The organism is Chitinophaga chungangae (assembly GCF_017742215.1).
Lineage (GTDB): Bacteria > Bacteroidota > Bacteroidia > Chitinophagales > Chitinophagaceae > Chitinophaga > Chitinophaga chungangae.
The window spans coordinates 814336-838872 of the sequence record NZ_JAGHKP010000004.1; the positions used below are offsets into that span (position 1 = coordinate 814336).

Below are 24537 nucleotides of genomic sequence, written 5' to 3' on the forward strand. Positions count from 1 at the left end.
CTCTACTTACAATGTTTTCACCATGATGTTTTTGGAAACCTGCTCGCTGATGGTGAAAGCGGGCTGGTTGCGTATCTTGATCTCTACCGAATTATCGAACTCGTACCGTTCTATCACATCTATCTGCGTGCCCAGCCTGATGCCTTTTGCGTTGAGGAATTCCAGCAGGGCCGAGCTCTGATCGGCCACTCCGGCCACTTCCAGTCGTCGGGCGGTGGCTTTGTCGAGCGATATGAGCTGTTTGGTTTTGCTGAATTTTCCCTGCGCGTCGGGGATGGGGTCGCCATGCGGGTCGGTAGTGGGGTTGCCGAGAAATTCGCTGAGGCGGTTGATGAGTTTTTCACTGCGCACATGCTCCAGCTCCTCCGCGATCTCATGTACCTCGTTCCAGCTGAACGATAATTTCTCTACCAGGAAACATTCCCAAAGCCGGTGCCTGCGCACGATCTGCAGGGCAATGCGTTTGCCTTCGGCGGTAAGACTGATGCCCTGGTATTTTTCATAATCGATCAGTTTTTTTTCCTTCAGCTTCTTCGCCATGTCCGTCACCGAAGCCGGCTTCGTGTCCAGCTCGTAAGCGATGGCGTTGGTGCTCACCACCGCCTGCCCGTCCTGCAGCTTGTAAATGCTCTTGATATAATTCTCTTCCGCTACCGTCAAATTCATAGTCTCTAAAATATAATTTAGACAAATCTAAATAATATTTTCCGGAAATTGAAATAACTGTGAGATATATGAAATAATAATTACCTTTTCGCTCAATTACAACAAGATATGAGCAGAATCCTACTCCTGGCACTGATCGTTTTTATGACGGCTTGTAAATCAAAGCCTAAACCGGCAACTGGCGATGAAGAGCAGGCATTGACCTATCCCGATTTCCGCCGGCTTTTCCCCGAAGCGGCTTTGACCTTCCGCTGGGACGCGGATTCCCTCGGCATCCGGCAGCCGGACAGCATCGCGCTGAAAGCCAGGGTGGTAAAACAATTTCTCCCCGATACGCTCGCCAAAGGCGTGTTCGCCGCTGCGGAAAAACCGAAGTTTTTCGCACTGGGCCTCATTCAGCCTCCCAACCGGCAGTTCGACATCCTGGTGGTGGAAGGCAGCGCAAGATCGGGCGCGGCCGCGTGGCTGGTGATGTTCAATAAAAACGGCGAATTTCTCGGCCGCCATCTCGTAGCGCGGAACACAAAGGGCAAACGCATGGGTTTCAGCGTCGATAAAAGGCTTGCCATCAAAGTAACTACGGAAACCGCTTCCAAAAGCATCCGGGAAGACGTGTACGCCGCGGAGGAAGACGGCAACCTGGCGCTCATTCTCACCAATTCCACCGAACCGGTGGGCGGGCTGTACAACCCGATCGATACGCTGCCGCGCAAACACAAATTTTCCGGTAATTATATGTCCGGCGAAAACATCGTGTCTGTCCGCGACGGCGAAACGGCTAAAGAATTTCTTTTCTTCATACATTTCTCCCGCGACAAAGGCGAATGCATCGGGGAGCTGGACGGTACCGGCCGTTTCACTTCCGCTACCACCGGCCAGTTCCGTGATAAACAATCCTCCTGCATTCTCGATTTCAAATTCAGCAGCGGCCGCGTGACCATCCGCGAAACGGGCTGCGGCGCGTACCGCGGCATCAGATGTATGTTCGAGGGAACGTTCGTCAGGAAAAAAAGTAAATAACGCCGATGCGGCCGATAGTTCCATCGGCCCCTTAAAAAGAAAAAATAAACCGATGACACCGTAAGGTTCCATCGGGCCCCTTAAAAGGAAAAAAATGAACCGATGACACGTGTTACAGGCATCGGCGGGATCTTTTTCCAATGCGAAGATCCCGCTGCGATGAACGAATGGTACGGCAAACATCTCGGGCTGCCGGTGACCCAATGGGGCGCTTCCTTCGGGTGGCGCGACGAGCACGATCCTGAAAAAAAGGGAATGACGCAATGGAGCGCGATGAAAAAAGACACGGATTATTTCAGTCCGAGCAAAAAGCCGTTCATGATCAATTACCGCGTGGAAAATCTCGCGGAGCTGATCGAAACGCTGAAAGCGGAAGGCGTGCAGGTGGTGGGGGAGATACAGGAGTTCGAATACGGCAAGTTCGGCTGGATATTGGACCCCGAAGGCAACAAGATCGAATTGTGGGAGCCGCCCGCGGAAGAAAAATTATAAAGCGTAACGCTGCACGATGTCCACAAAACTCACGCGGCTGATGAACCTCGCCCCCAACGAGGCCAGGTGATGCGTATGCACCTGGCAGTCTATCACCTCCAGCCCGCTGGCATGTTCCTGCACAAAAGTGATGAACGCCGCTTTGGAAGCGTTGCTGGTTTTGGAGAACATGCTCTCCCCGAAAAAACATTTCCCGATCTTCACGCCGTACAACCCGCCTGCCAGCTGACCGTTTTCCCAGCATTCTACAGACAGGGCGTAGCCGGCGTCGTGTAGCCGTGTGTAAGCTTCTATCATATCGCGGGTGATCCAGGTACCGTTCTGCCCGTCGCGTTCGATGCTGCGGCAATTGCTGATCACTTCAGGGAAAGCCTGGTTGTACGTGATATGGAATTGCCCTTTTTTCAGCACCTGTTTCATGCTGTGGGATACTTTCAGTTCCGAAGGAAAAAGCACGAACCGCGGGTCGGGCGCCCACCAGAGAATGGGTTTGCGGTTGTACCAGGGGAAAATGCCGGAGCGGTATGCCAGCAGCAGCCGTTCCATGCTAAGGTCGCCCCCCGCGGCCAGCAGCCCGTCCGGCTCGGCCAGCGACAGCGGTGGAAATACCAGTTCGTTGTCGGGAAGGTAAAAAAGGGGCATTTTATGGTACGACGGTTTCTTCGAGGGTGGCGCTGATGCCCCTGTCCAGCAGGGCTTCGCACATCGGTTTCAGGTCGTCGAAAGCGCCTTTTTTAACGGCGTATTTGCCGTTGTGATGGATGATGAGGGCGCATTGTTCCGCTTGTTCGGCCGTATGGCCGCATACTTCGATCAACGACTGGATCACCCAGTCGAAAGTGTTGAAATCATCATTCCAGACTATGATGGAAAAGGGGAATTGTTCTGCTGTTTCCACCAGCGTTTCCACCTCTTCCTGGACGGATACGCCTGTTCCCGTATAAATCATGATTACACTGACTATTTCCGCAAAGTTACATTTTTTTAAGGATGCCGCCCGTTTTGCGGGAATGGTCGTAAATTAACGGTTATGAACCCGGTTGTTCATGAGACAAAAGATAAATATAAGTAGATGAAAGGTTTGGATTTATTTATGCATTTCAGCCTGCCGCTGAAGGACCCGATCCCCATTTTTTCGCTGGTGCTGTTCATCATCCTGCTTGCGCCGATCGTGCTGCGGAAGTTCAGGATACCCAGCATTATCGGGCTGATATTGGCGGGCATGGCCATCGGCGACCATGGGTTCAAGATCATTGAAAAAGGCAGCATCAATCTCTTTGGCAACGCGGGATTGCTGTACATCATGTTCCTGGCCGGCCTCGAGCTGGACATGACGGAATTCCGCAAGAACCGCCACCGCAGCCTGGTTTTCGGCGCGTTCACATTTTGTATCCCGCTGGTGCTCGGGTATTTGCTCTGCACCTACCTTTTGCATTTCAACCTGATGGCCTCGCTGCTGGTGTCGAGCATGTTCGCCACGCATACGCTGGTGGCTTATCCGCTTGCCAGCAGGCTTGGCATATCCAAAGTGGAGGCCGTTACCGTGGCCGTGGGCGGCACCATCATCACCGATACGGCCGTGCTGCTTATCCTTGCGGTGATCACCGGGGCTGAAGCAGGCAATCTCAATGCGGCTTTCTGGCTGCAGCTCGGCATTTCCCTCGCCGTGTTCGCGTTCGTGGTGTTGTGGGGATTTCCGTTCGTGGGCCGCTGGTTCTTCAAAAAGATCAAAGACGATAAAACCACGCATTTCATTTTTGTGATGGCGCTGGTGTTCCTCGCTGCATTCCTGGCCGAACTGGCCGGGGTGGAAGGCATTATCGGCGCGTTCCTCGCGGGACTGGCGCTCAACCAGCTGATACCGCACACCTCGCCGCTGATGAGCCGCGTGGAATTTGTCGGCAACGCCATCTTTATCCCGTTCTTCCTGATCTCCGTGGGCATGATCGTAGACCTGAAAGTGTTGCTGAAAGGGCCGGAAGCGCTCATCATCGCCGGGTCGCTCACCGCCATGGCGCTGGCCAGCAAATGGCTCGCGGCGTTTTTTACGCAGCTTTCCTTCGGTTACACCGCCACGGAGCGTAACGTGATATTCGGCCTCAGCAGCTCGCATGCCGCCGCTACCATCGCGGTGATACTGATCGGTTATAAAATGGGCATCATCGACGAACATGTGCTGAACGGCACGGTGGTACTGATATTGATCACCTGCATGGTAGGTTCTTTTGTTACCGAAAGCGCCGGCCGAAAACTGGCGATACGCGAAGCGGAGAAAAAACCGGAAATGGCGGGCGGGCCTGAACGATTCCTCATTCCCGTTGCGCACCCGGAAAAAATGGAACCGCTGATCGACTTTGCATTGATGGTGAAAGCCCCGGGCAACGGCCCGCCTGTTTACCCCATGGTAGTGGTGCAGGACGATGAGGAAGCGCGCGAAAAGATCTACGCCGCCAATAAAATGATGGAAAAAGCAGTGATGCACGCCGCCGCGTCGGAAAACAAAGTGCAGATCGTGACGCGTGTAGACCTCAACGTTACCGACGGCATTTCCCGCGCGGTGAAAGAATTGCTGATATCAGACGTGATCCTGGGCTGGAGCGACAAAACCAGCGCCACCGAACGCCTGATCGGCTCGTTTTTCGGAAGCACTACAGACAATGTGCTGCAAAGCGTTTGGGAAACGGTGTACGTCTGCGATTTCGGTCACCCGTTAAGCACCACCAAAAAACTCGTGCTCATTCTGCCGCGCAACACGGAATACGAATTGGGTTTCGAACATTATATGCAGAAAATCGTGCTGCTTGCAAAACAGGCAGGGGCGCGGATCGTGGCGTACGGCGGCAAGCAGACGCAGCAAGGCGTGCAGCGTTTTATCGCGGAAAATAAGATCAGCGTGGAGCTTACGTACAAAAATCTCGAAAACCCGGAAGACTTCCTCGTACTGGCGCGCGACATTTCGAGAGACGACCTGGTGGTGGCGGTTTCAGCGCGTAAAGGCACGCTTTCTTACCAGGCTTACCTCGAAGGAGTGCCGCAGCGGCTGCGGCGTCATTTTAAAGACAACAACCTCATCCTCGTATATCCCGAACAACGCACCGCCGAAAACAGCGAACCGGGCATCCAGGACGGCGACATCACGCTGATGCCCATCCAGGAACAATTGCGGAACATCAACAAGATCCGGAAAGCGGTGACGAAGATTTTTAAAGGGCCGCAAAAGGAAAACGGGGAAGAATAATTACTCTTTTATCCTGAAATAAAAACGGTTGCGCCAGTGATGATGCAACCGTTTTTTTTATGCTTCAGGCAAATAAAAAAGAGGTATCTGTAAGGACACCTCTTTTTATACTGTGGGAGCTGGCGGATTCGAACCGTCGACCCTCTGCTTGTAAGGCAGATGCTCTGAACCAGCTGAGCTAAGCTCCCGTTAACGCTGTAAGAGGGTGCAAATATATAGACAAAAATTTCAAAATCAACCAACCGGGAAAAATTTTTTCAGGGAGCGACGGCGGCGCGTTTCCGGAACTGCCATTCAACGCCCGTCATCAGTACACGGCCGGGCTGCGAGGGCATGAGGTAATTGGTGATGTTGGCGAGATTGTCGATCGAAAAACGGAGGGTCATTCTTTTTTGCAGCAGCGATTTTTGAACGGAAACATACAGCCGGAAGATGTGCCGAGGCCCAGGGTTTGTGCTCGTAACCGATCTGCGCGTTGGCGGAATGGCGGCTGCGGCCGGGCGGGCCGGAATAGTCGCTGAACCGGCTTTTATCCCAAGGGTGAACACCTTGTTGATAGTGATACGATATAAAGACTATTATAAAAAATTATAACGTATTGGGCAAAGAAATGAAGAAGGCAGGAAGGAGGAAGAAACAAAAAGGCCGTTCCGGCAAACCTGCTGAAACGGCCTTTTATTCGTGGGAGCTGGCGGATTCGAACCGTCGACCCTCTGCTTGTAAGGCAGATGCTCTGAACCAGCTGAGCTAAGCTCCCATTGTGTTTGAACGCTTTTCGTTCGATGGGATTGCAAAGGTAAAAACTATTTTTATTCTGCCAAATTTTTTTTGAAAAACTTTCAGCCCCGTATCTTTTTCTTCAGCTGAAATCCGCCACTACCGCAGGTTCCATTCCACGATGCGGTTACCCCATTCTTCGCGGTAAGGCGTCATCACTTTGATGTAGTTATCAGTATAACCTTCCATCATTCCTTCCTTGCTGTGTTTTTCAAACAGCACCCTCCGGGTTTGCCCCGTATGCTGTTCGGTGAAATACTGCAGCTTTTTATGGCTCAGGTTCCGCAACGCCTTGTTCCTTTCGTGCCGCACCTGTACCGGCACCACCGGCTTGATGCCAAGGGCGTGGGTATTATCTCTTTCCGAATAAGTGAACACGTGCAGGTAAGACACGTCCAGCCCGTGCAGGAAGTCGTAGGTTTCGCGGAAATGCGCATCGCTTTCGGAAGGGAAACCGACGATCACGTCTACCCCGATGCTGCAATGCGGCATGAACTGTTTGATAAGCCCTACTTTTTCGGCGTACAGTTCGCGGCGGTAACGGCGGCGCATCAGGGCGAGCACCTCGTTGCTGCCGCTTTGGAGCGGGATGTGGAAATGCGGCATGAACCGTTTGCTGCCCGCCACAAATTCGATGATCTCGTTGCTGAGCAGGTTGGGCTCGATGCTGGAAATACGGTAACGTTCAATGCCTTCCACTTCGTCCAGCTGCTGCACCAGCTCAAAAAAGGTTTCTTCGCGTTTTTTGCCGCCTTCAAAACCTTTTCCGAAATCGCCCAGGTTCACCCCGGTCAGCACGATCTCTTTCACGCCGCCGGCCGCCAGTTCGCGGGCGCTCGCCACTACGTTGGCCACGCTGTCGCTGCGGGAAATGCCCCGGGCCATGGGAATGGTGCAGAAGGAACAATTGTAGTCGCAGCCGTCCTGCACTTTCAGGAAAGTACGGGTACGGTCGTTTACCGACCAGGAAGTATGGAAAGTGTGAACGTCTTCTATGTCGCAGGAGCAGATCTTCGCGCTGTCGCCTTTGGCCAGCTCGCGGATATGATCGGCGATATTGAATTTTTCGGCGGCTCCCAGCACCAGGTCTACCCCCGGTATTTCGGCGATCTCCTTCGGTTTCAGCTGGGCGTAACACCCGGTGATCACCACCAGGCTTTCGGGCGCGCGGCGCTGGATGCGGCGCACCAGCTGCCGGCATTCCTTGTCCGCATTGTCCGTCACGGAGCAGGTATTGATCACGTACACGTCGGCCGTTTCGTCAAAATCTTTTTTGACGAACCCGTCTTTCTCGAGCATCCTGCTGATGGTGGAGGTCTCGGAAAAGTTCAGCTTACAGCCGAGCGTATGAAAAGCTACTGATTTTGCCGCTGTCATAAGGATGGCAAAGGTACGACATTCAGGCGATTTCCGCCGCAGGTATGATATTTGTTCGTTATGTATGCCGGATTGTTGCGGCTGAGGCCATAATTCTGTATCTTTCCGGTTTTTATGCGCGTGCTATCGAAATGTTTCCAGGCTTTGTACAGCCTTTATGCCCTGATCGTATGGCTGGGTATCATGTTCCTGATACTTCCCCCCATCGTGCTGGTGGCTTTCTTCGGGAAAGTGAAGGGAGGAAATGTCGTTTTTTATTTCCTTCGTTTCTGGGCGCACGTCTGGTTCCCCGCTACGGGTATCAGGGTGACGAAAAAATGGGTCACCCCGCATGAAGACCGGCCGCTCATTTACCTCGCCAATCACTCTTCTTACCTCGACGCCGCGCTTGCCGTAAAAGTGATGCCGCTGCCTTTCAGGCCGCTGGGCAAAAGCGAGCTGAGCCGCATCCCGCTGTTCGGGCTGATCTACAGCCGCTCCGTGGTGCCGGTGAACCGCTCCACCGCCAAAGGTCGCGCCCAGAGCATGCGCGACATGCTCTACATGATCCGCCAGGGCGTTTCACTGCTCATTTTCCCGGAAGGCACCACCAACGAAACCGATCAGCCCCTGCTGCCCTTTCACAGCGGCGCTTTCAGGATCGCCATTGAAACACAGACCGATATCAGGCCGGTGATTTATGTGGACAACCACGACCGCCTGGCGAAAATAAAATTCATGTCTCTCAACCCCGGCCCCTGCCGCGTGGTATTCCTTCCCGTCGTGCCCGTGCAGGGCCTTACGATGGAAGACGTTCCGCAGCTCAAAAAGCAGATACGCCACATGATGGACGAAGAACTCAGAAAATATCATAACTATCCTGCCTTACAGGCAATATGAAATATGCAGACGTAATATTACCCCTTGCACTTCCCAGGAATTACACCTACGCCGTACCGCCCGAAATGGAGGCCGCTATTCAGCCCGGCAGCCGCGTGGCCGTACAGCTCGGCAAACAGAAGAAGTACGCGGGGATCGTAAAATCCGTTCACGAACAGGCGCCTTCGGCTTACAAAACCAAGCCCATTATGGACCTGCTGGACAAAGAGCCGGTGGTATACCCCACCCAGCTTGCGTTCTGGGAATGGATCGCGCAATATTACATGTGCAACGAAGGCGATGTGCTCAACGCCGCCCTTCCCGCTCACCTCAAACTTTCCAGCGAAACCATCCTGATGTACAACGATGCGTTCGGCGATGATTTTTCTTCCCTCGACGATTATGAATACCTCGTGGCGGAAGCTTTGCTGATGCGGAAAGAACTGCGCATCGGCGAAGTGCAGCTCGTCCTCGACCGCTCCGACGTGTACAGTGTGATCAAAAACCTGATCGAAAAAAAGGTATGCCTCGTGTACGAGGAGCTGAAAGAAGTCTACAAAGAGAAAAAAGAAAATTACATACTGCTCAACCCCGCATACGAAGGGGATGAGGCCCTGGCCCCGCTGTTCGACGAGCTGGCGCGCGCGCCCAAACAAATGGAGCTGCTTTTGGCTTACCTGCATTTGCTCAAAACGCAGGGCAACGTGCTGCAATCCGAGCTGCTGAAAAAATCCGGCGCTTCCGCCGCGCAGTTGAAAGGCCTGGTGGACAAACAGGTATTGCGCGTGGAGAAACGTACCGTCGACCGCATTCCAATGGGGAAGGTGGAAACCATGCTCAACTTCGATCTTAGTCCCGCCCAGGAAAAAGCTTTGGCGGAAGTGAGAGCCAGCATCGCGGAAAAACAGGTGACGCTGCTGCACGGCGTAACGTCGAGCGGTAAAACGCAGATCTATGTGAAGCTGATGGAAGAAGCGCTGCAAAAAGGCAAACAGGTGTTGTACCTGCTCCCGGAAATCGCGCTTACGGCGCAGATCATCCGGCGGTTGCAGAAACATTTCGGCGGGCAGATCGGCATTTATCATTCCCGTTTTTCCAACAACGAAAGGGTGGAGATATGGAACAAAGTGAAGAACGGCGACATCCGCATTGTGCTCGGTGCAAGAAGCAGCCTGCTGCTGCCTTTCCGTGACCTCGGCCTCATCATCCTCGATGAGGAACACGATGCTTCTTTCAAACAGCAGGAGCCTGCGCCCCGTTACCATGCCCGCGATGCGGCGATCTATTACGCCGGCCTGTTCAATGCGAAAGTATTGATGGGCTCCGCCACGCCCGCGCTGGAAAGTTATTACAATGCGAAGCAGGGTAAATACGGGCTGGTGGAACTGAACGAACGTTTCGGGGGCATCGCCATGCCGCAGATCGAGATCGTGGACCTGAAAAAGGAACTGGCGCTGAAAGAAGTGGTGAACAATTTTACATCGGTGCTGCGCCAGCAGATACACCGCACGCTGGAAGCGCAGAAACAGGTGATCCTGTTCCAGAACCGCCGCGGTTACGCGCCTTTCCTGCTCTGCACCACCTGCGGCTGGATACCGAACTGCAAACAATGCGACGTTTCGCTCACCTATCATAAACACCAGGATAAACTGAGTTGTCATTATTGCGGCACACGTTATCCCTACATCTACACCTGCGCCGCCTGCGGCAGCCAGACGCTGCTGCCGAAAAATTTCGGTACGGAAAAGATCGAGGAAGACCTGCAGGAAATGTTTCCCACCGCCCGTATCGCGCGGATGGACATGGACGCGATCCGCAACAAAGACAGTCATAACAAAATGATCCAGCTACTGGAGCAGCGCGAGATAGACATACTCGTGGGCACGCAGATGGTGGTGAAAGGACTGGATTTCGAGAACGTGAACCTCGTGGGCATCTTAAGCGCAGACAGCCTGCTGAGTTACCCGGACTTCCGTGTGAACGAACGCGCCTTCCAGCTGATGGAGCAGGTGAGCGGCCGCGCGGGCAGGAAAGACGGGCAGGGGAAAGTGGTGATACAGGCCAGCAGGACCCAGCATCATATTCTTCAGCAGGTGGTGGAGCACAATTACAAAGCCATGTATGAAACAGAGATCGCCGAGCGCGAGCAATTCGGGTACCCCCCGTTTTTCAGGCTGGTGAAAGTAACGCTCAAACATAAAAAACAACAAACGGTAGAGCAAGCCGCGATGGTACTGGCCAATTGGCTCAGGCCTCAGCTGGGCGCGCAGCTGGTAGGCCCCGCGGCGCCGCTGGTGGGCAAAGTGCGCGATTTTTATTTGCAGGAAATGCTGATCAAACTGCCGCGCGATTCCAAACGCATCGCGCAGGTGAAAAACCTTATGAAAGAATATTTCTCCCAGCTACAGATAGAAAAACAGTTCCGTTCCGTGATCATTGTACCGGATGTGGATTGCGTGCAATAACGTTAGAGATGGAAATAAACCGTATGCATCCCCGCCTCGTCCTCCTTTGATTTTTTTACCATCGTTTCCGCTACGGCAGCCGCTTTTACCGGCCTGTACTTTTTCAGTTTCCCCCGCAGCAAAAAGTTGAACACAGGCGTCAGCCATTGGCTCAACTGTTCCCCGAAACGAAATTCCCCGCGGTTGCCCGTTAAAAAGGACGGCCGGTAGATATACAACGCGGGAAAGTTCATTCCTGCCAAAGCCTCTTCCGTAGCGCCTTTGGTGCGAAGATAAAAGTTTCGCGCACCCTGCCTGGCGCCGATCGAAGACATGAGATGATATTGCGGAACGCCATTTTTCCTGGCCATACGCCCGCAGCGAACGGGAATGTCGTGATCGACGGCGGTGAAAGCTGCCTGGCTGCCCGCTTTTTTGATGGTGGTGCCAATGCAGCAGAAAAGTGCGTCTCCTTTGAGCGCGGTTTCCAGTGCTGCATCGTCTTCCATTTGAAGAACGGTTTGTTCCAGTTTGGGGTGCTGGAAAGGAAGGGGCCTGCGGGTAACGGTGCGAACCGTGCCGTAATCGCTGTTTTCAAGCAGCAGCTTTACCAGGTGTTGCCCGGTGAGCCCTGTCGCTCCAATAACAATTGCTGTTCCCGGCATTTTATTGTTAGTTATATTTGTTCTAATATTAAAGATAGGACATTTGAACACGTCAATATGAAGATACAGGAAAACGTTTCGCTTCGTCAATACAACACCTTCAACCTGGACGCTACGGCCCGGTATTTCGCCGCTTTTCATTCCCGCGAGGCGCTGGAAGAAATTCTCGCCGGACCGCAATTCAAATACACGCCGAAGCTCATTCTCGGCGGCGGCAGCAACATCCTGCTCACAAAGGATTTCGACGGGCTGGTGCTGAAAAACGAGATCAAAGGCATTCATACCGTCAGTGAAGATGAAGAGCATGTATACGTAAAAGCAGGCGCGGGTGAAAACTGGCACCAGTTCGTGATGCATTGTATCGAAAAAGGGTATGCGGGGCTTGAAAACCTTTCCCTGATCCCCGGCAACGTGGGCGCCAGCCCGATGCAGAACATCGGCGCATATGGCGTGGAGATCAAAGACGTGTTCGAAGAGCTGGAAGCGCTGCATTTGCAGGAACATACGCTGGTATCCTTCAACCGCGAAGCCTGCGCCTTCGGTTACCGCGAAAGCGTGTTCAAACGGCAGTACAAAGACCAGTTCGCCATCCTCCAGGTGATCTATAAACTCAGCAAAAAACCAACGCTCAATACCAGCTACGGCGCCATCGAGCAGGAGCTGGAACGCATGGGCAAAACGCCTTCCGTGCGCTCCGTCAGCGAAGCGGTGATCAATATCCGTTCTTCCAAACTCCCCAACCCCGCAGAGATCGGCAATGCAGGCAGTTTCTTTAAAAACCCGGAGGTGACGAAAGAAAAATACGAAGAACTGAAGCTGGCGTTCCCCAACGTCGTGGCTTATCCTTTACCCGGCGATCATTACAAGCTGGCGGCTGGCTGGCTGATCGAACAGAGCGGCTGGAAAGGTTACCGCAACGGCGATGCGGGCGTTCACGCGCGGCAGGCGCTGGTGCTGGTGAATTACGGCAATGCCAGGGGCGAAGAGCTGGTGGAGCTGTCGTGGCAGATCGTAGACAGCGTGAAGGAAAAATTCGGTGTTGTGCTGGAGCGCGAAGTGAATATTATTTAACGATGTGGCGGATGATCCTGTCCGCATGTTCCCTTGAATTTTCGATGAACCAGATGTGCGTGTTCATGCCGCCGCACACTACGCCCGCCAGGTACACGCCGGGAAGGTTCGTTTCCATCGTCTCCGGGTTGTAGGCGGGTGCGCGCACCGCGTCTTCGGAAAGCGTGATGCCTGTGCTTTCAAGAAAATTAAAATCTGGCTGGTAGCCGGTTGCCGCGATCACAAAATCGTTCTTTACCGTTACAACGCCGTCCGGTGTGAGTATGTCCGCTTCCGTTTCGCGGATGTTCGTGAGCACGGAATGGAAGTACGCCTTGATGCTGCATTCTTTTATCCGGTTCTCGATATCGGGTTTCACCCAATATTTCACGCGTTTCCCGATCTCGTTTTCACGGATCACCATGGTCACCTCCGCGCCTTTGCGGTAGGTTTCCAGGGCCGCGTCCACCGCGGAATTGTTCGCGCCGACCACGATCACTTTCTGCGTGGCGTAAAAATGCGGGTCTTTGTAATAGTGCGTGACCTTCGGCAATGTTTCGCCGGGAATGTTCAGCAAATTCGGTATGTCGTAAAAGCCGGTGGCGATGATGATGTTTTTGGCGGAATAATGATCTTTATTGGTAATTATCGTATATCCTTCACCGTTTGATCTTATGCTTTCCGCTTTTTCGAACAGGTTGATATTGATCTCTTTTGAAAGCGCCACCCGCCGGTAATATTCCAGGGCTTCGGGCCTGGTGGGTTTCGCATTGTTGGATACGAAGGGAATGCCGCCTATTTCCAGCCGTTCGCTGGTGGAGAAAAAGGTCATGTTGAGCGGGTAGCGGTACAGCGAGTTTACAAGACAGCCTTTTTCGAGAATAAGATAGTCCAGTCCTTCCTTTTGCGCCGCCAGCGCGCATGCCAGCCCAATCGGCCCTCCGCCGATGATGATTAACGGTACCTGCTTTGTCATGGCGCTAATTTACACGAATTTTTCCAACCGGTCCAGCAGCCGGAACAGCACGGTGCGCGTGGCCTCCGCATAAGGAAGACCGTTGCGCATTTCTTCCGCGGTCTGCACCCATTCCGCTTTTGCCAGTTCGTGCCCGCAGGCGGCGATCATGCCTTCCATGGAACCGGGCGTCGTTTCCAGGTGGAACTGCAGGCCGTACACCCGGTCGCCGTAGCGGTACGCCTGGTTTTTACAGGCGGCGGATTCCGCCAGCCGCACGGCGCCTTCCGGCAGGTCGAACGTATCGCCATGCCAGTGGCATACCACCAGCTCCCCGTTGTTCAGCTCAGGGTGAAACTGCACGGGGAACCAGCCGATCTCTTTGTGCCGGTTCGGGTAAACTTTCGCGCCCAGCACATCAGCAAGCAGCTGTGAGCCAAGACAAACGCCCAGCACAGGTTTCCCAGAATCAATACTTTGCCGGATAAACTTTTTTTCGTCGCGCAGCCATGGATAGTCGGCTTCGTCGTAAATGCCCATCGGGCCGCCCATTACCACCAGCATGTCGAAGTCTTCCAGGCGGGGGAGCACATCCGTTTCATACCATCGTGTAGCCGTTAGCGTATGCGATCGTTGTTTCGCCCAGTCTTCAATAGCGGCAAGGCCTTCAAAGGGAACGTGTTGCAGGTGGTGTATGCGCATGTTAGTTGTATTAAATCCTTTGCTGGCAAGGTCCTCAGCTGCGTTCATGTTATAATGTTAGATGATAGAATTTTTTGTCGACCACCGCAAGGAATTTTTCATTCGGCAGGTCTTTTCGTTCCACTTCAACAAAACCGTTCTTTTCATAAAAGCGGTGAGCGGTGGTCATCACTTCGGTGGTGCCGAGATAGATATCTTTGAATCCTTTTTCTCTCGCCCATTCCAGCAATGTCTCCAGCAAACGCCGGGCGATGTGGTGTTCGGGCCCGCGGTAGTTTTTGCGGACGAACATTTTTTTCAGCCCGCCTATATTATTGCCTGTGTCCAGCAATGCGATGGTGCCGACTACTTTATCGCCGTCGAGCGCGGTCCAGAAATTGCCTCTGCCGTCCTGGTACACTTCAGGGATCTTCAGCAGGTCCGGCTGGTGTTCGATCGTAACGGGCAGGCTGAATTCCACCTGCTGGATGGGAAGGATCATGGCGATCACATCGTTGGTATGCGCCGGGTTAAATGGTCGTATCTCTATCATGGTTCCTTATGCTTTGCCTGGAAGCGCTTGCGGGAAGCGGATTTCCATGTCTGTTTCTATTTCCTTCGGCAGCTGTTTGCCGGTTTTGGCGTCCAGTTCGCGGATGATCTCGAATTTCCCGATGATGGTGTCGCCTTTCCTTTTCCCGTCCTTCAACCGTTCCATCGCCTGGTCGTATGCGCTGCCGGCCTGTTTGAGGTTGCGGCCGATACTTTGCATCTCTTCGAGGAAAAGGATGAATTTGTCGTACAGCAGGCCGCACTGCCGGAAGATCTCTTCCACGTTGCGAACCCTGTTTTCGTTTTGCCACAGCAGTCGCACGATCTTGAAAGTGGCCACCAGCGTGGATGGCGTGATCAGCACGATCTTTTTCTTCATCGCGCGGTTGAAGATGTCCGGGTTTTCGTTCAACGCCAGCGTGAGCGCGGATTCAAAGTGCATGAACATAAACACGAAGTCCGGCGTGTTGAGCGTGCCCAGGCTTTGGTAATTGCGCGCCGCCAGCCCGTCGATATGATCTGTGATGTTGCGCACCAGCTGCCGCAGGTGCGTTTTTTTCTCTTCCGGCTCGGTGGCGTTGAAATAAGCCACGTAAGCGTTGAGCGATACCTTGCTGTCTATGATGAGGTGTTTGCCGTCAGGCAGACGCAGGATAAAGTCCGGGCGGCGGTTGCGTTCTTCTTCCTGGTCGCGGTGCACTTCTTCGCTGGTATAGTCGATGTATTTTTGCAAACCTTCGGCTTCGAGAATGAGTTTCAGCCGGTCTTCGCCCCAGTTGCCCTGCACTTTTACGTCCGATTTCAAAGCGCCGGCCAGCCGCTGCGCGTCTTCGCTCAGCTGGAAGTTCAGCTTTTGCAGGGTTTCTATTTCTTTTTTGAGGGAAGTGAGGTCCTGGATATCTTCTTTCCGCGTGTCTTCGATGGTTTTGCGGAACTGCCCGATATCGTTTTTCAGCGGGGAAAGCATGTGCTCCATGGCGGTGCGGTTGGTGTCCGCAAAATCCCTGCTTTTCTGATGCAGGATGTCGCTGGCGAGGTTCATGAATTCCTGGCGGTTGGATTCGTGGATCTTTTTCAGTTCCTGCCCGAAGCCGGAGAGTTGTTCGATTTCCTTGCGAAGCCCGGCCAGCTGTGCTTCCAGCGCACGCAGCTCGGATTCCTTGTCTTTCAGCTCCTGTTCGCGCTGGTTGAGGGTGAACAGCATGTTGTCGTACATTTCCCGCGCCACGAAACTTTCGTCTACCTGCTGCCTGCTCAGCCTTTCGGCCAGTTCGTGGCGGGGAACGAAAAATTTCCGGAGGAAAAGATAACCGCCCAGGCTGCCTGCAAGCAGCCCGATGATCAGTCCGGATAGTAGGGTTACGCTCATATCTTTCAAAATTAAACAATTACGGAAAAGCGCCGTCGTCCCCGTTTTGCACAGGTGTGCATAACCGGGATGATGGGATTTTAACCATTTCAGCGGCGGATCAGGTCCGCCTCAATTCCGTCTATCCTGGATCTTTCCTATAGATTGCTGGCGGGTTTCAGGGCAGTTAGCCCTATTCTCCGGATGGGAAAGCAAAATACCATCATGTGCGAACGCCTGTTAAACGTAAAAAAGCCCCGGCATGTTGCCGGGGCTTGCTCAAACATATCTCTAAAGTGGACTGATTATCTGAAATGATAACGCACGAACGCTTCCATGGCCGCGTATTTCTGCAGGCCGAGGCGGTCGTACAGGTCGGCGGTGTTGGCGTTCCTTTCTTCGGCGCGTTGCCAGAACTCGCGCGCGTCCGTGCCCTGGAAGGGAACCACGTCTTTCTGGCTCTGGTGGATAAAAATGCCGAGGCGTTTTTGCATCACCTGGTCCGGGCTCATGGGCACGGCCATTTCGATCTCGTGGATGTCCCATTCCTGCCATGCGCCTTTGTATAGCCATACCCAGCAATCTTTCGCCCATTCTTCGTCTTTCACGATCTCGAGCGCCGCGAAAATTACGTCGAGGCATACTTTGTGTGTGCCGTGCGGGTCTGCGAGGTCGCCCGCGCAATAGATCTGTTGCGGCTTCAGTTTGCGCAGCAGGTCTACGGTGAGCTGTATGTCTTCAGGACCGGCCGGTTTCTTTTCCACCAGCCCGGTTTCGTAGAAAGGCAGGTTCTGGAAGTGCGCGTTTTCGTCGCCGATACCTACGTAACGGCAGGTAGCTTTCGCTTCGCAACGGCGGATCAGGCCTTTAATGGCGCGGATCTCGGGTGTATCTTTCTGGCTCGGTTTTTTGATCTGGATAAAGGCTTTCGCATCTTCCAGGATCTGCGAGCTTTTGCTTCTGTCGATGTCGAACATTCCTTCAAAACCCACGGCAAAATCGATAAAGCGCAGCAGGAACTCGTCGGTCACGGCGATGTTGCCGGAGGTCTGGTACGCTACATGCACGTCGTGGCCCTGCTCGTGCAGGCGGATGAAGGTGCCGCCCATGGAGATGATATCATCGTCAGGGTGAGGGGAGAAGATCAGCGCTCTTTTACGCTCGGGCTGCGAACGTTCGGGATGATTGGGCAGCTGTGCGCCGGGTTTGCCGCCGGGCCAGCCGGTAATGGTATCGCGGATGGCGTTGAACTCTTCGATATTCAGCTCGTAAGCGGAGCCGTATTGTACGATCAGGTCGTTCAGGCCGTTGTTGTTATAATCTTTGTCGGTCAGCATGAGAATGGGCTTGCCGAGCTTCAGCGCGAGGTTGGTCACCGCTTTGCGGATCAGCTTGGGCGTCCATTCGCAGTCGCCGGTGAGCCAGGGCTCTTTGTTGCGCGTAAGCTCTGCCGCGGCCTGCTCGTCGATCACGAACTTGCAGCTGGAATGCTGCTGCAGCAGGGAAGCGGGCACCTGGTCGGTGCTGTGGCCTTCCACGGAACGGCAAACGATCTTCGCTTTGTGGGAGCCCCAGGCGAGAAGGATCACCTTTTTGGCTTTCATGATGGTACCGATGCCCATGGTAACGGCGAGGCGGGGCACCTGGCTCATGTTGGAGAACTCGTAAGCGTTCGCCAGGCGGGTGCTGTTGTCGAGCGTAACAAGGCGGGTGTGCGAGTTCACGTTGGAGCCGGGCTCGTTGAAGCCGATGTGGCCGTTGTTGCCGATGCCGAGGATCTGGATGTCTATGCCGCCGGCTTCTTCGATCTTGCGTTCGTAAGCGGCCGCATATGCCTTGATCTGCTCTTTTGGAATGGTGCCGTCCGGAATGTGATAGTTGCCTTCGGGAATGTCGATGTGGTTAAAAAGATGCTCTTTCATGAAGCGGTTGTAGCTCTGTAAAGCATCCGGCTCGATGGGATAATACTCGTCGAGGTTAAATGTAACTACGTTTTTAAAACTTAATCCCTCTTCCTTGTGCAGGCGAACCAGTTCGGCGTAGAGGTACTTTGGAGTGGAGCCGGTAGCGAGGCCCAGTACGGCAGGCTCTTTCGCGGCCTGCCTTTCGCGGATCAGAGTAGCAATTTCCTGCGCCACGGCTTTAGAGCCGTCTTTGGCTGTAGGGTGGATGTCCACGGAAATCTGTTCGAAACTGTCTATCAGTTCAATTTCCTGGTGATTGATGGTCATTGTTCAAGTTTTTTAAATGCGATCTTAAAAACGAGCCCGAAAATTAAATAAAATACAGCGATTGTTGATATAAATTTATCATTTACGATTTGAAGGGCCTTCTGAGGCTAATATGCTATTAAAATGTAATAACTTGTATTATTTTCCCCTAAATCCAAATATCTTCACCAGCCGTATTTATATGTATCCATTACGCAAAACCATCCGGATGAAAAAACCACTGCTGATCATTTCGGCCGCCATCCTTTTGCTGGCAGCCGGAATAATGGCCGCTACCGCGCATTCCCCACATCCCAGCCTCACCCAGGAAATGAACTGGTCCAAATCGAGATCGGGCATATGGCTGGGAATGGCCAACAACAAACTGCACTGGTACAAACTCGATAAAAGCGCGCGGCTGTGGGCAAGCCAGGATGGAAAGGAATGGCAGGAAATAACGGACGGGCTCTGGCAGGATAAAGAGGGCAGGCAGCTGAAGATCGGGGAAGGCCGCCTGTGGTGGACGAGCGACGAGGGCAAAAATTTCATGGAAGTGCCCGAATGGAAATGGAAAGGCCCGAAAGGCGAATGGTACAAGTTCGACGCAAAGTGGACGCTTTGGGTCGTAAAATAGTTTAACAGGCACCGGTGCTTTCGCGCACCGGTTTTTCTATAAAGAAAGCCGTCCCGGAAGTTTCGGGACGGCTTTCTTTTTACAGGTTGAAAAAGTTTACTGCACGATCAGCTCATCCACGAAAAGCCAGGCCGGGCTTCCCTCTCCGGGCGCCCCTTCCGGGATCTTGCTCACCGCCCGCGCCACCACTTTCACGTAACGCACGTTCACAGGTTTTTTCAGCCGCTCGCGTATTTTAATGATGCCCCTGCCGTCTATCTCTTTCCGCTCGCCCGCTTCGGTGAAATGTTTCCCGTCTTTCGATACGTAAAAGTTCACCTGTTTGGGCGGATAGATCCACTGGTCTTTATTGCCGAGCGTATTCAGCCCCAGCACGCCGATCTCCGTCGAATCGCCGAGGTCTATCACCGCTTCCATCGTGCCGCCGCTGTAGCCGGCCCACTGGTTGTCGTTAAATTCTTTCACGCCTTCGATGCCGTTCACCAAAACGAACGGACTGCCCGGGTTGTAGTTCTCATGCGGCGGTTTGGCGAGGGTAACGGTTTTGCCCACTGCTTTGTGCAGCACAAACGCCTGACGGAATTCGTTGCCGTATTGATTTTCTCCCTGGAACACGGCCGCCCTCACCACGCCGCTCTGCGTAACGGGAATAGGCGAAACATAGGCGGAAGATTGCGCGGTAGGCGCGCTGCTGTCTGTGGTGTAGGTGATCTTTCCGCCATCCAGCTTGCTGTCCAGCTTTACCTGCACGCCGCCTTTGCCGTCGCTTTCCACGATGCCGCGCACTTCAAAAACGTGTTTGGCGTAGTTCACGCCTTTTCTTTCCAGGCGTGGGAGATCGGTTTTGAGCCTTTCGAGGAAGTTGTCGTAATTCCTTTTGTCTTTCGGCGACCATAACACTTCCGCCAGCGCAATAGCGCGCGGGTAGACCATGTATTCCACATGCTCGGAATTTTTTATGTACTCGGTCCACACATTGCCCTGCGCGCCTTTGATGTAGCGGGCTTCTTCAGGGCTCAGCGTTTCGGGAACAGGCTCATAGACATATACTTTGCTCACCGGCAGGAACCCGCCGATGGCGATGGGCTCGGTTTTGCCGAGGCTCTGGTATTTGTCGAGGTACACGTAATCGCCGGGCGTCATGATCACGTCGTGATGCTGTTTGGCGGCGGCAATGCCGCCTTCGGTGCCGCGCCAGCTCATCACGGTGGCGTTGGGGGCAAGACCGCCTTCCAGGATCTCGTCCCAGCCGATGATCTGGCGGCCTTTGTCGTTTAAATATTTTTCGATGCGCCGGATGAACCAGCTTTGCAGGGCATGTTCGTCTTTAAGCCCTTCCGCTTTGATGCGGGCCTGGCATTTGGGGCATTTTTCCCAGCGTGTTTTCGGGCTTTCGTCGCCGCCGATGTGGATGTATTTGCCGGGGAAAAGGATCATCACTTCGTCGAGCACGTCCTGCAGGAAAGTGAACACCGTATCGTTGCCCGCGCAATACACATCGTCGTAAACGCCCCAACGTGTGCCTACTTCGTACGGGCCGCCGGTGCAGCCCAGGTGGGGATAAGCCGTGAGGGCGGCCAGCGAATGGCCGGGCATTTCTATTTCGGGTATCACGGTCACGTGGCGGGCAGTTGCATAAGCCACTACGTCTTTGATCTGTTCCTGCGTATAAAATCCGCCGTAGGCTTTGCCGTCGTATTGCTGATCTTCATAATGCCCTTCCATGGTTTCTTTGCGGCGCGAAGCCACTTCCTGCAGGCGCGGGTATTTTTTGATCTCGATGCGCCATCCCTGGTCTTCGGTGAGGTGCCAGTGAAAGGTGTTCATCTTGTGCATCGCCATCAGGTCGATGTATTTTTTTATGAAGTCTACCGGGAAAAAGTGACGGCCTACGTCGAGATGCAGGCCACGGTACGAAAACCGCGGCTGGTCGAACACTTCTACGCCGGCGATCCAGTAGCTGGGAGCCTGCTGCAGCGGCAGCAGCTGGATGAGCGTTTGCATACCGTAAAAAGTGCCGGCCGCATCTTCGCCCTCGACGGTCACCTGGTCTTTACCGATCTTGAGACGGTAAGTTTCAGGCATACCTTTTTCCGCCGCGGGCATGCTGCTGAACACGATCATATTGCGCGCCGCGCTGTCCTGCACTTTGAGCGCGAACCCGCTGATGTTTTTGAAATATTCGTTGAACAGGCCGGCCGTTTGTTTGTCTGCCTCCGAAGCGGCCACAAGCACGGTTTGTTTGTCGATCAAAAAAGAATCCGGCGTTTCGGTCAGCCGCGCGGGCAGGGGAATGATGCTCACTTTTACCTTTGGCGCGGTAGAAGCGGAGCCGCCGCCCGAACAGGCCGCGAGGCCCGCGATGGCAAAGCCTGCCGCCAGTTGGAATAGTTTTTTGATGGTCATGTCTGTTATGTTAACTACCGGAAAATACTATTCTATTATGATTTCATCCGCAAAAATATGACAGGGCTCGCCTTTGCCCGGGTGCCAGTCCGGGATAACGCCATGATTGGCCGCCACCACTTTCACATAACGCGTTTTCAGGTCTACCGGCAGGCTGAGTACCTGTGTGAAACTGCCGTATTCGCGGTCGGAGAAGGTATTTTTTACTACGCCGGCGGAAGTGAAATGCTGGCCGTCGTCTGAAGTGAAGAATTCTACCTGCGTAGGATACCAGATCCACACGCCAAGGTCCTGCAGCACGCTGAGGCCCAGCTTGTGCAATGCGCGCGGGGCTTTCAGGTCTACGATCGCCTCCAGGTTGCCGGGGTAATGGCTTTGCCATGCGCCCAGCCTGAAATCTTCCTGCCCGCGGATGCCGTCTATCAACGCATCGGGCCCTCCCGCTTCGAACTGCGGGTGTATTTTCGATAACACTTTGATGGTTTTGTCTGTCGGGATCAGGAAAAACGGCGTCGATACCACATGACTGTAACCGCCGTTCTTAAACGCCACCGCTTTTAACGTGCAGGTTTTGCTGATGTTGAAAGGAGTGGTGTAACGGGTGGATCTTGCAGTAGGCTCGGAACCGTCGAGCGTGTAATAGATCGCCGCGCCGGGCTCTACCGCTTTGAGCGATACCTGCGTGGAATGTTTGAAACGGTCTGATGGCGCCACCACGTAAGGCACGGCCACGATCAGGTCGTCTTTGATCTCGCTTATGGGAGAACCGGCTGCGCCGGTCCAGGTTTTGGCGGGTGCGCCGGTCATTTCAAACACCAGTTTGCCGCCGTTCGCGATGATGCCGTGCGGGATGGAAGAAGTGGGCAGCGGCAGGGAAACCGTTGTGGTGGCGCCGGTATGTTTAATGAAAGAAGCGGTTGCGTTTTTTACATAGAAGTTTTTGCTGCTGAGATTTTTCGCAACGATGGAGAATGTTTTTCCGTTCTCAAGATGGATCGTCACTTCGTCGAACGTGGGCGTGCCCAGCGCATAGGTGCCGTCTCCCGGCCTTACGGGATAAATGCCCATCGCGCTCATCACGTACCAGGCGCTCATCTGCCCGCAGTCTTCGTTGCCGCTCAAGCCGTCGGGCGCGTTGTGGTACATCGTGTTCATGATCTGGTGCACCAGCTGCTGCGTTTTCCAGGGCTGGCCCACGTAGTTGAACAGGTAGGCGATATGATGGCTGGGCTCGTTGCCGTGCGCATACTGGCCGATAAGACCGGTAATATCCGACTGATGGCGGCCGCTCAGTTTATCTTCGGTCGTAAATAAGCTGCTCAGTTTCTGCGTGAACTTTTCTTTCCCGCCGTTCAGTTTGATCAGGCCGCTTACGTCTTGCGGCGCGTAAAAACTGTACTGCCAGCTGTTGGCTTCGGTGAAAAAGTTGTTCACTTCCGTAGGGTCGAAGGGGCTCATCCACCTGCCGCCGATCTTGCCGCGCATGAAGCCGGTGGATGCGTCGTAGAGGTTTTTGTAAGACTGTGCCCGTTTCATGTATTGATTGTACGTAACGCTGTCGCCAAGCATTTTGGCCATCTGCGCGATGCACCAGTCGTCGTAGGAATATTCCAGCGTGCGGGAAACGGATTCAGGCTGCGTGTCCATGCTGAGATAACCTTGTTTGATGTAATGCTGCATGCCGAAACGTTCGCCTTCAGCATAGCTGCGCATGGCTTCCAGCGCGTATTTCGCATCGTACCCGCGGATGCCTTTCTGGTAAGCGTCTACGATCACGGGCACGGAATGGTAACCGATCATGCAGAACGTTTCGTTGCCGCTTAGTTCCCAAACGGGCAACATGCCGCCGTATTTGTATTGCGCGAGGAAGGTGTTGATCCAGTCGTTCGTTTTTTCGCGGTTGATGATGGTCATGAGCGGGTGAAGGGCGCGGTGAGTATCCCAGAGGGAAAATACGCTATGGTTCTCGAAACCTTCCGCCTGGTGTACTTTCAGGTCGGTGCCGCGGTACCGGCCGTCTACGTCCATGTAGAGGTTGGGGTTGAGGCAGGCGTGGTACAGCGCGCTGTAGAACATTACCTGCTGATCATGCGTGCCGCCTTTTATGTCGATCTTCCCCAGCTCCTTGTTCCACGCGGCTTTGGCGTTGGCCAGCGTGCCGTCGAAATCGAAGCCGGGCATTTCCGCGTCCAGGTTTTTCAGGGCACCTTCTTCGCTTACGCCGGAAATGGCCACTTTTACATACAGCGGCTGCTGTACGTCGAAAGTGAAATACGCTTTGATGTTTCGGCCTTCGGCTTCGTTCAGCGCGCCTTTAGCCGTGTCTCCCAGCGCCACGGTGTGCGACCTTGCGGGACGCGAAAACTTCATCGCGAAAAAAAGGATCTGTTCCTTGGCCCATGAAGTGGAACGGCGCATACCTACCACGGTGCTGTCGTTCACGACTTTCAGGCTTGAATTGATCACGATGTCGCGGTGATAGAGATCGAGCAATACATGGCCTTCTTTGGCATTCTGCGGAAATTCGTATTTGTGCAGGCCCGCTCTTTTGGTGGCGGTGAGGGAAGCCCGGATATCGTATTTGTCGAGTTTTACGCTGTAAAAACCGGCGTATGCCTTTTCGTTTTTGTGTGAAAAAGGAGAGGCGTATTCGTTGTTTTTCCAGGAGGGTTTTCCGGTAAGGGGCATGAGCAGCACGTCGCAATAGTCTTCGATGCCGGTGCCGCTGAGATGCGTGTGGGAAAAACCGTACAGGAGGGAATCGGAGTAATGGTAACCGGAGCAGCCGTCCCAGCCTTTGAGGCGTGTATCAGGACTGAGCTGTACCATTCCGAAAGGCATGCTTGGGCCGGGATACGTGTGCCCGTGGCCGCCTGTGCCGATAAAGGGATTTACTTTCGACGCATAATCCGTTTGCTGCGCATGGGCAGCGGAGGCCAGCCCGAGGACCAGCGCAACCAACCAATTTTTCATTCACTGTTTTTTTAAAGTCTGCCGGCCGGCAATGGAATAGCAGCGATGCGGCCGGGAGGGCTAAAATAAGGAAAATGATTCGCTAAAACGGTTTAGCGTTTGAAAAAATGACAGGCAGAAAATATAACGTTTGTTCCTTGTAAATCGAACATTTAATGATCGATTTACAAGGATGGTTTAATGAAAGTCAT

At 53.7% G+C, this 24537-nt stretch carries 20 protein-coding genes and 2 tRNA genes; 7 read left to right on the forward strand and 15 right to left on the reverse strand.

The genetic code is table 11. The features are described 5' to 3' along the window. Nucleotides 1–6 precede the first annotated feature (6 nt). The gene (locus J7I43_RS22850; RefSeq protein ID WP_209148259.1) at nucleotides 7–666 is read right to left on the reverse strand and encodes a metal-dependent transcriptional regulator; all 660 of its coding nucleotides are present in this window, start codon (nucleotides 664–666) and stop codon (nucleotides 7–9) included. A 108-nt stretch (nucleotides 667–774) separates the two neighbouring features. On the opposite strand from J7I43_RS22850, the gene J7I43_RS22855 reads away from it, so the two are divergent. Together J7I43_RS22855 and J7I43_RS22860 are read left to right on the forward strand one after the other, a co-directional pair. Further along, complete coding sequence (locus tag J7I43_RS22855) at nucleotides 775–1686, forward strand: hypothetical protein (RefSeq protein ID WP_209148261.1); 912 nt, start codon at nucleotides 775–777, stop codon at nucleotides 1684–1686. A gap of 102 nt (nucleotides 1687–1788) precedes the next feature. Next, nucleotides 1789–2178 (forward strand): VOC family protein, encoded by a 390-nt coding sequence (locus tag J7I43_RS22860; protein WP_209148263.1) that lies wholly within the window; start codon nucleotides 1789–1791, stop codon nucleotides 2176–2178. Here J7I43_RS22860 and aat read toward each other — a convergent pair. Then, the gene (aat, locus tag J7I43_RS22865) at nucleotides 2173–2820 is read right to left on the reverse strand and encodes a leucyl/phenylalanyl-tRNA--protein transferase (RefSeq protein ID WP_209148265.1); all 648 of its coding nucleotides are present in this window, start codon (nucleotides 2818–2820) and stop codon (nucleotides 2173–2175) included. The genes J7I43_RS22860 and aat overlap by 6 nt on opposite strands. A 1-nt stretch (nucleotide 2821) precedes the next feature. Continuing rightward, nucleotides 2822–3127, reverse strand: coding sequence for an ATP-dependent Clp protease adaptor ClpS (locus J7I43_RS22870; protein WP_209148267.1), 306 nt, complete (start codon nucleotides 3125–3127; stop codon nucleotides 2822–2824). Between the two features lie 123 nt (nucleotides 3128–3250). Here J7I43_RS22870 and J7I43_RS22875 point away from each other — a divergent pair, with 123 nt between their 5' ends. Continuing rightward, nucleotides 3251–5416, forward strand: a complete 2166-nt coding sequence (locus J7I43_RS22875) for a cation:proton antiporter (RefSeq protein ID WP_209148269.1) — start codon at nucleotides 3251–3253, stop codon at nucleotides 5414–5416. Nucleotides 5417–5529: 113 nt separating this feature from the next. On the opposite strand, the gene J7I43_RS22880 is transcribed toward J7I43_RS22875, so the two are convergent. From J7I43_RS22880 to mtaB, 4 genes are all read right to left on the reverse strand, one after another. Then, nucleotides 5530–5604 (reverse strand) — tRNA-Val (locus J7I43_RS22880). A gap of 69 nt (nucleotides 5605–5673) precedes the next feature. Beyond that, nucleotides 5674–5802, reverse strand: coding sequence for a hypothetical protein (locus J7I43_RS24895; protein ID WP_262898824.1), 129 nt, complete (start codon nucleotides 5800–5802; stop codon nucleotides 5674–5676). 296 nt (nucleotides 5803–6098) lie between these two features. Next, nucleotides 6099–6173 (reverse strand) — tRNA-Val (locus J7I43_RS22885). A gap of 119 nt (nucleotides 6174–6292) precedes the next feature. Beyond that, nucleotides 6293–7570, reverse strand: coding sequence for a tRNA (N(6)-L-threonylcarbamoyladenosine(37)-C(2))-methylthiotransferase MtaB (mtaB, locus tag J7I43_RS22890; RefSeq protein ID WP_209148277.1), 1278 nt, complete (start codon nucleotides 7568–7570; stop codon nucleotides 6293–6295). Nucleotides 7571–7684: 114 nt separating this feature from the next. Here mtaB and J7I43_RS22895 point away from each other — a divergent pair, with 114 nt between their 5' ends. Both J7I43_RS22895 and priA read left to right on the forward strand, forming a co-directional pair. Next, on the forward strand, nucleotides 7685–8449 hold the full coding sequence (locus J7I43_RS22895) for a lysophospholipid acyltransferase family protein (RefSeq protein ID WP_209148278.1): 765 nt from the start codon (nucleotides 7685–7687) through the stop codon (nucleotides 8447–8449). Continuing rightward, on the forward strand, nucleotides 8446–10893 hold the full coding sequence (gene priA / locus J7I43_RS22900) for a replication restart helicase PriA (protein WP_209148279.1): 2448 nt from the start codon (nucleotides 8446–8448) through the stop codon (nucleotides 10891–10893). The genes J7I43_RS22895 and priA overlap by 4 nt, the downstream gene beginning before the upstream one ends. 2 nt (nucleotides 10894–10895) lie before the next feature. Here the strand turns inward: priA and J7I43_RS22905 are convergent, their stop codons facing one another. Next, a complete protein-coding gene (locus J7I43_RS22905) occupies nucleotides 10896–11537 on the reverse strand; it encodes an NAD(P)H-binding protein (RefSeq protein WP_209148280.1) in 642 nt (213 codons plus the stop codon). Between the two features lie 57 nt (nucleotides 11538–11594). Here J7I43_RS22905 and murB point away from each other — a divergent pair, with 57 nt between their 5' ends. Then, entirely contained in the window at nucleotides 11595–12608 is a 1014-nt protein-coding gene (gene murB, locus J7I43_RS22910) for a UDP-N-acetylmuramate dehydrogenase (RefSeq protein WP_209148281.1), read from the forward strand. On the opposite strand, the gene J7I43_RS22915 is transcribed toward murB, so the two are convergent. The 5 genes from J7I43_RS22915 to nagB all read right to left on the reverse strand — a co-directional run bounded on the left by J7I43_RS22915 (nucleotide 12601) and on the right by nagB (nucleotide 18354). After that, a complete protein-coding gene (locus J7I43_RS22915; RefSeq protein ID WP_209148283.1) occupies nucleotides 12601–13563 on the reverse strand; it encodes a YpdA family putative bacillithiol disulfide reductase in 963 nt (320 codons plus the stop codon). The two genes, murB and J7I43_RS22915, sit on opposite strands and share 8 nt — an antisense overlap. Before the next feature lie 9 nt (nucleotides 13564–13572). Continuing rightward, entirely contained in the window at nucleotides 13573–14292 is a 720-nt protein-coding gene (locus J7I43_RS22920; RefSeq protein ID WP_209148285.1) for a type 1 glutamine amidotransferase, read from the reverse strand. A gap of 1 nt (nucleotide 14293) precedes the next feature. Further along, nucleotides 14294–14776 carry a GNAT family N-acetyltransferase gene (locus J7I43_RS22925; protein ID WP_209148287.1) on the reverse strand — a complete coding sequence of 161 codons (483 nt, stop codon included), beginning with the start codon at nucleotides 14774–14776 and terminating at the stop codon, nucleotides 14294–14296. 6 nt (nucleotides 14777–14782) lie between these two features. Continuing rightward, entirely contained in the window at nucleotides 14783–16144 is a 1362-nt protein-coding gene (locus J7I43_RS22930) for a DNA recombination protein RmuC (RefSeq protein WP_209148289.1), read from the reverse strand. A gap of 284 nt (nucleotides 16145–16428) precedes the next feature. Next, nucleotides 16429–18354, reverse strand: a complete 1926-nt coding sequence (nagB, locus tag J7I43_RS22935; RefSeq protein WP_209148291.1) for a glucosamine-6-phosphate deaminase — start codon at nucleotides 18352–18354, stop codon at nucleotides 16429–16431. A 208-nt stretch (nucleotides 18355–18562) separates the two neighbouring features. Here nagB and J7I43_RS22940 point away from each other — a divergent pair, with 208 nt between their 5' ends. Continuing rightward, entirely contained in the window at nucleotides 18563–18967 is a 405-nt protein-coding gene (locus J7I43_RS22940) for a hypothetical protein (protein ID WP_209148293.1), read from the forward strand. 96 nt (nucleotides 18968–19063) lie between these two features. On the opposite strand, the gene J7I43_RS22945 is transcribed toward J7I43_RS22940, so the two are convergent. Both J7I43_RS22945 and J7I43_RS22950 read right to left on the reverse strand, forming a co-directional pair. Further along, nucleotides 19064–21373, reverse strand: a complete 2310-nt coding sequence (locus J7I43_RS22945; protein WP_209148294.1) for a glycoside hydrolase family 20 protein — start codon at nucleotides 21371–21373, stop codon at nucleotides 19064–19066. Between the two features lie 27 nt (nucleotides 21374–21400). Continuing rightward, nucleotides 21401–24346 (reverse strand): GH92 family glycosyl hydrolase, encoded by a 2946-nt coding sequence (locus J7I43_RS22950; RefSeq protein WP_209148295.1) that lies wholly within the window; start codon nucleotides 24344–24346, stop codon nucleotides 21401–21403. Nucleotides 24347–24537: the final 191 nt, after the last annotated feature.

What these genes read in the sequence shown, in the direction of transcription:
- J7I43_RS22850 (WP_209148259.1), bottom strand. Translation starts at nt 666, where the DNA reads ATGAATTTGACGGTAGCGGAAGAGAATTATATCAAGAGCATTTACAAG.
- J7I43_RS22855 (WP_209148261.1), top strand. Translation starts at nt 775, where the DNA reads ATGAGCAGAATCCTACTCCTGGCACTGATCGTTTTTATGACGGCTTGT.
- J7I43_RS22860 (WP_209148263.1), top strand. Translation starts at nt 1,789, where the DNA reads ATGACACGTGTTACAGGCATCGGCGGGATCTTTTTCCAATGCGAAGAT.
- aat (WP_209148265.1), bottom strand. Translation starts at nt 2,820, where the DNA reads ATGCCCCTTTTTTACCTTCCCGACAACGAACTGGTATTTCCACCGCTG.
- J7I43_RS22870 (WP_209148267.1), bottom strand. Translation starts at nt 3,127, where the DNA reads ATGATTTATACGGGAACAGGCGTATCCGTCCAGGAAGAGGTGGAAACG.
- J7I43_RS22875 (WP_209148269.1), top strand. Translation starts at nt 3,251, where the DNA reads ATGAAAGGTTTGGATTTATTTATGCATTTCAGCCTGCCGCTGAAGGAC.
- J7I43_RS24895 (WP_262898824.1), bottom strand. Translation starts at nt 5,802, where the DNA reads ATGACCCTCCGTTTTTCGATCGACAATCTCGCCAACATCACCAATTAC.
- mtaB (WP_209148277.1), bottom strand. Translation starts at nt 7,570, where the DNA reads ATGACAGCGGCAAAATCAGTAGCTTTTCATACGCTCGGCTGTAAGCTG.
- J7I43_RS22895 (WP_209148278.1), top strand. Translation starts at nt 7,685, where the DNA reads ATGCGCGTGCTATCGAAATGTTTCCAGGCTTTGTACAGCCTTTATGCC.
- priA (WP_209148279.1), top strand. Translation starts at nt 8,446, where the DNA reads ATGAAATATGCAGACGTAATATTACCCCTTGCACTTCCCAGGAATTAC.
- J7I43_RS22905 (WP_209148280.1), bottom strand. Translation starts at nt 11,537, where the DNA reads ATGCCGGGAACAGCAATTGTTATTGGAGCGACAGGGCTCACCGGGCAA.
- murB (WP_209148281.1), top strand. Translation starts at nt 11,595, where the DNA reads ATGAAGATACAGGAAAACGTTTCGCTTCGTCAATACAACACCTTCAAC.
- J7I43_RS22915 (WP_209148283.1), bottom strand. Translation starts at nt 13,563, where the DNA reads ATGACAAAGCAGGTACCGTTAATCATCATCGGCGGAGGGCCGATTGGG.
- J7I43_RS22920 (WP_209148285.1), bottom strand. Translation starts at nt 14,292, where the DNA reads ATGAACGCAGCTGAGGACCTTGCCAGCAAAGGATTTAATACAACTAAC.
- J7I43_RS22925 (WP_209148287.1), bottom strand. Translation starts at nt 14,776, where the DNA reads ATGATAGAGATACGACCATTTAACCCGGCGCATACCAACGATGTGATC.
- J7I43_RS22930 (WP_209148289.1), bottom strand. Translation starts at nt 16,144, where the DNA reads ATGAGCGTAACCCTACTATCCGGACTGATCATCGGGCTGCTTGCAGGC.
- nagB (WP_209148291.1), bottom strand. Translation starts at nt 18,354, where the DNA reads ATGACCATCAATCACCAGGAAATTGAACTGATAGACAGTTTCGAACAG.
- J7I43_RS22940 (WP_209148293.1), top strand. Translation starts at nt 18,563, where the DNA reads ATGAAAAAACCACTGCTGATCATTTCGGCCGCCATCCTTTTGCTGGCA.
- J7I43_RS22945 (WP_209148294.1), bottom strand. Translation starts at nt 21,373, where the DNA reads ATGACCATCAAAAAACTATTCCAACTGGCGGCAGGCTTTGCCATCGCG.
- J7I43_RS22950 (WP_209148295.1), bottom strand. Translation starts at nt 24,346, where the DNA reads ATGAAAAATTGGTTGGTTGCGCTGGTCCTCGGGCTGGCCTCCGCTGCC.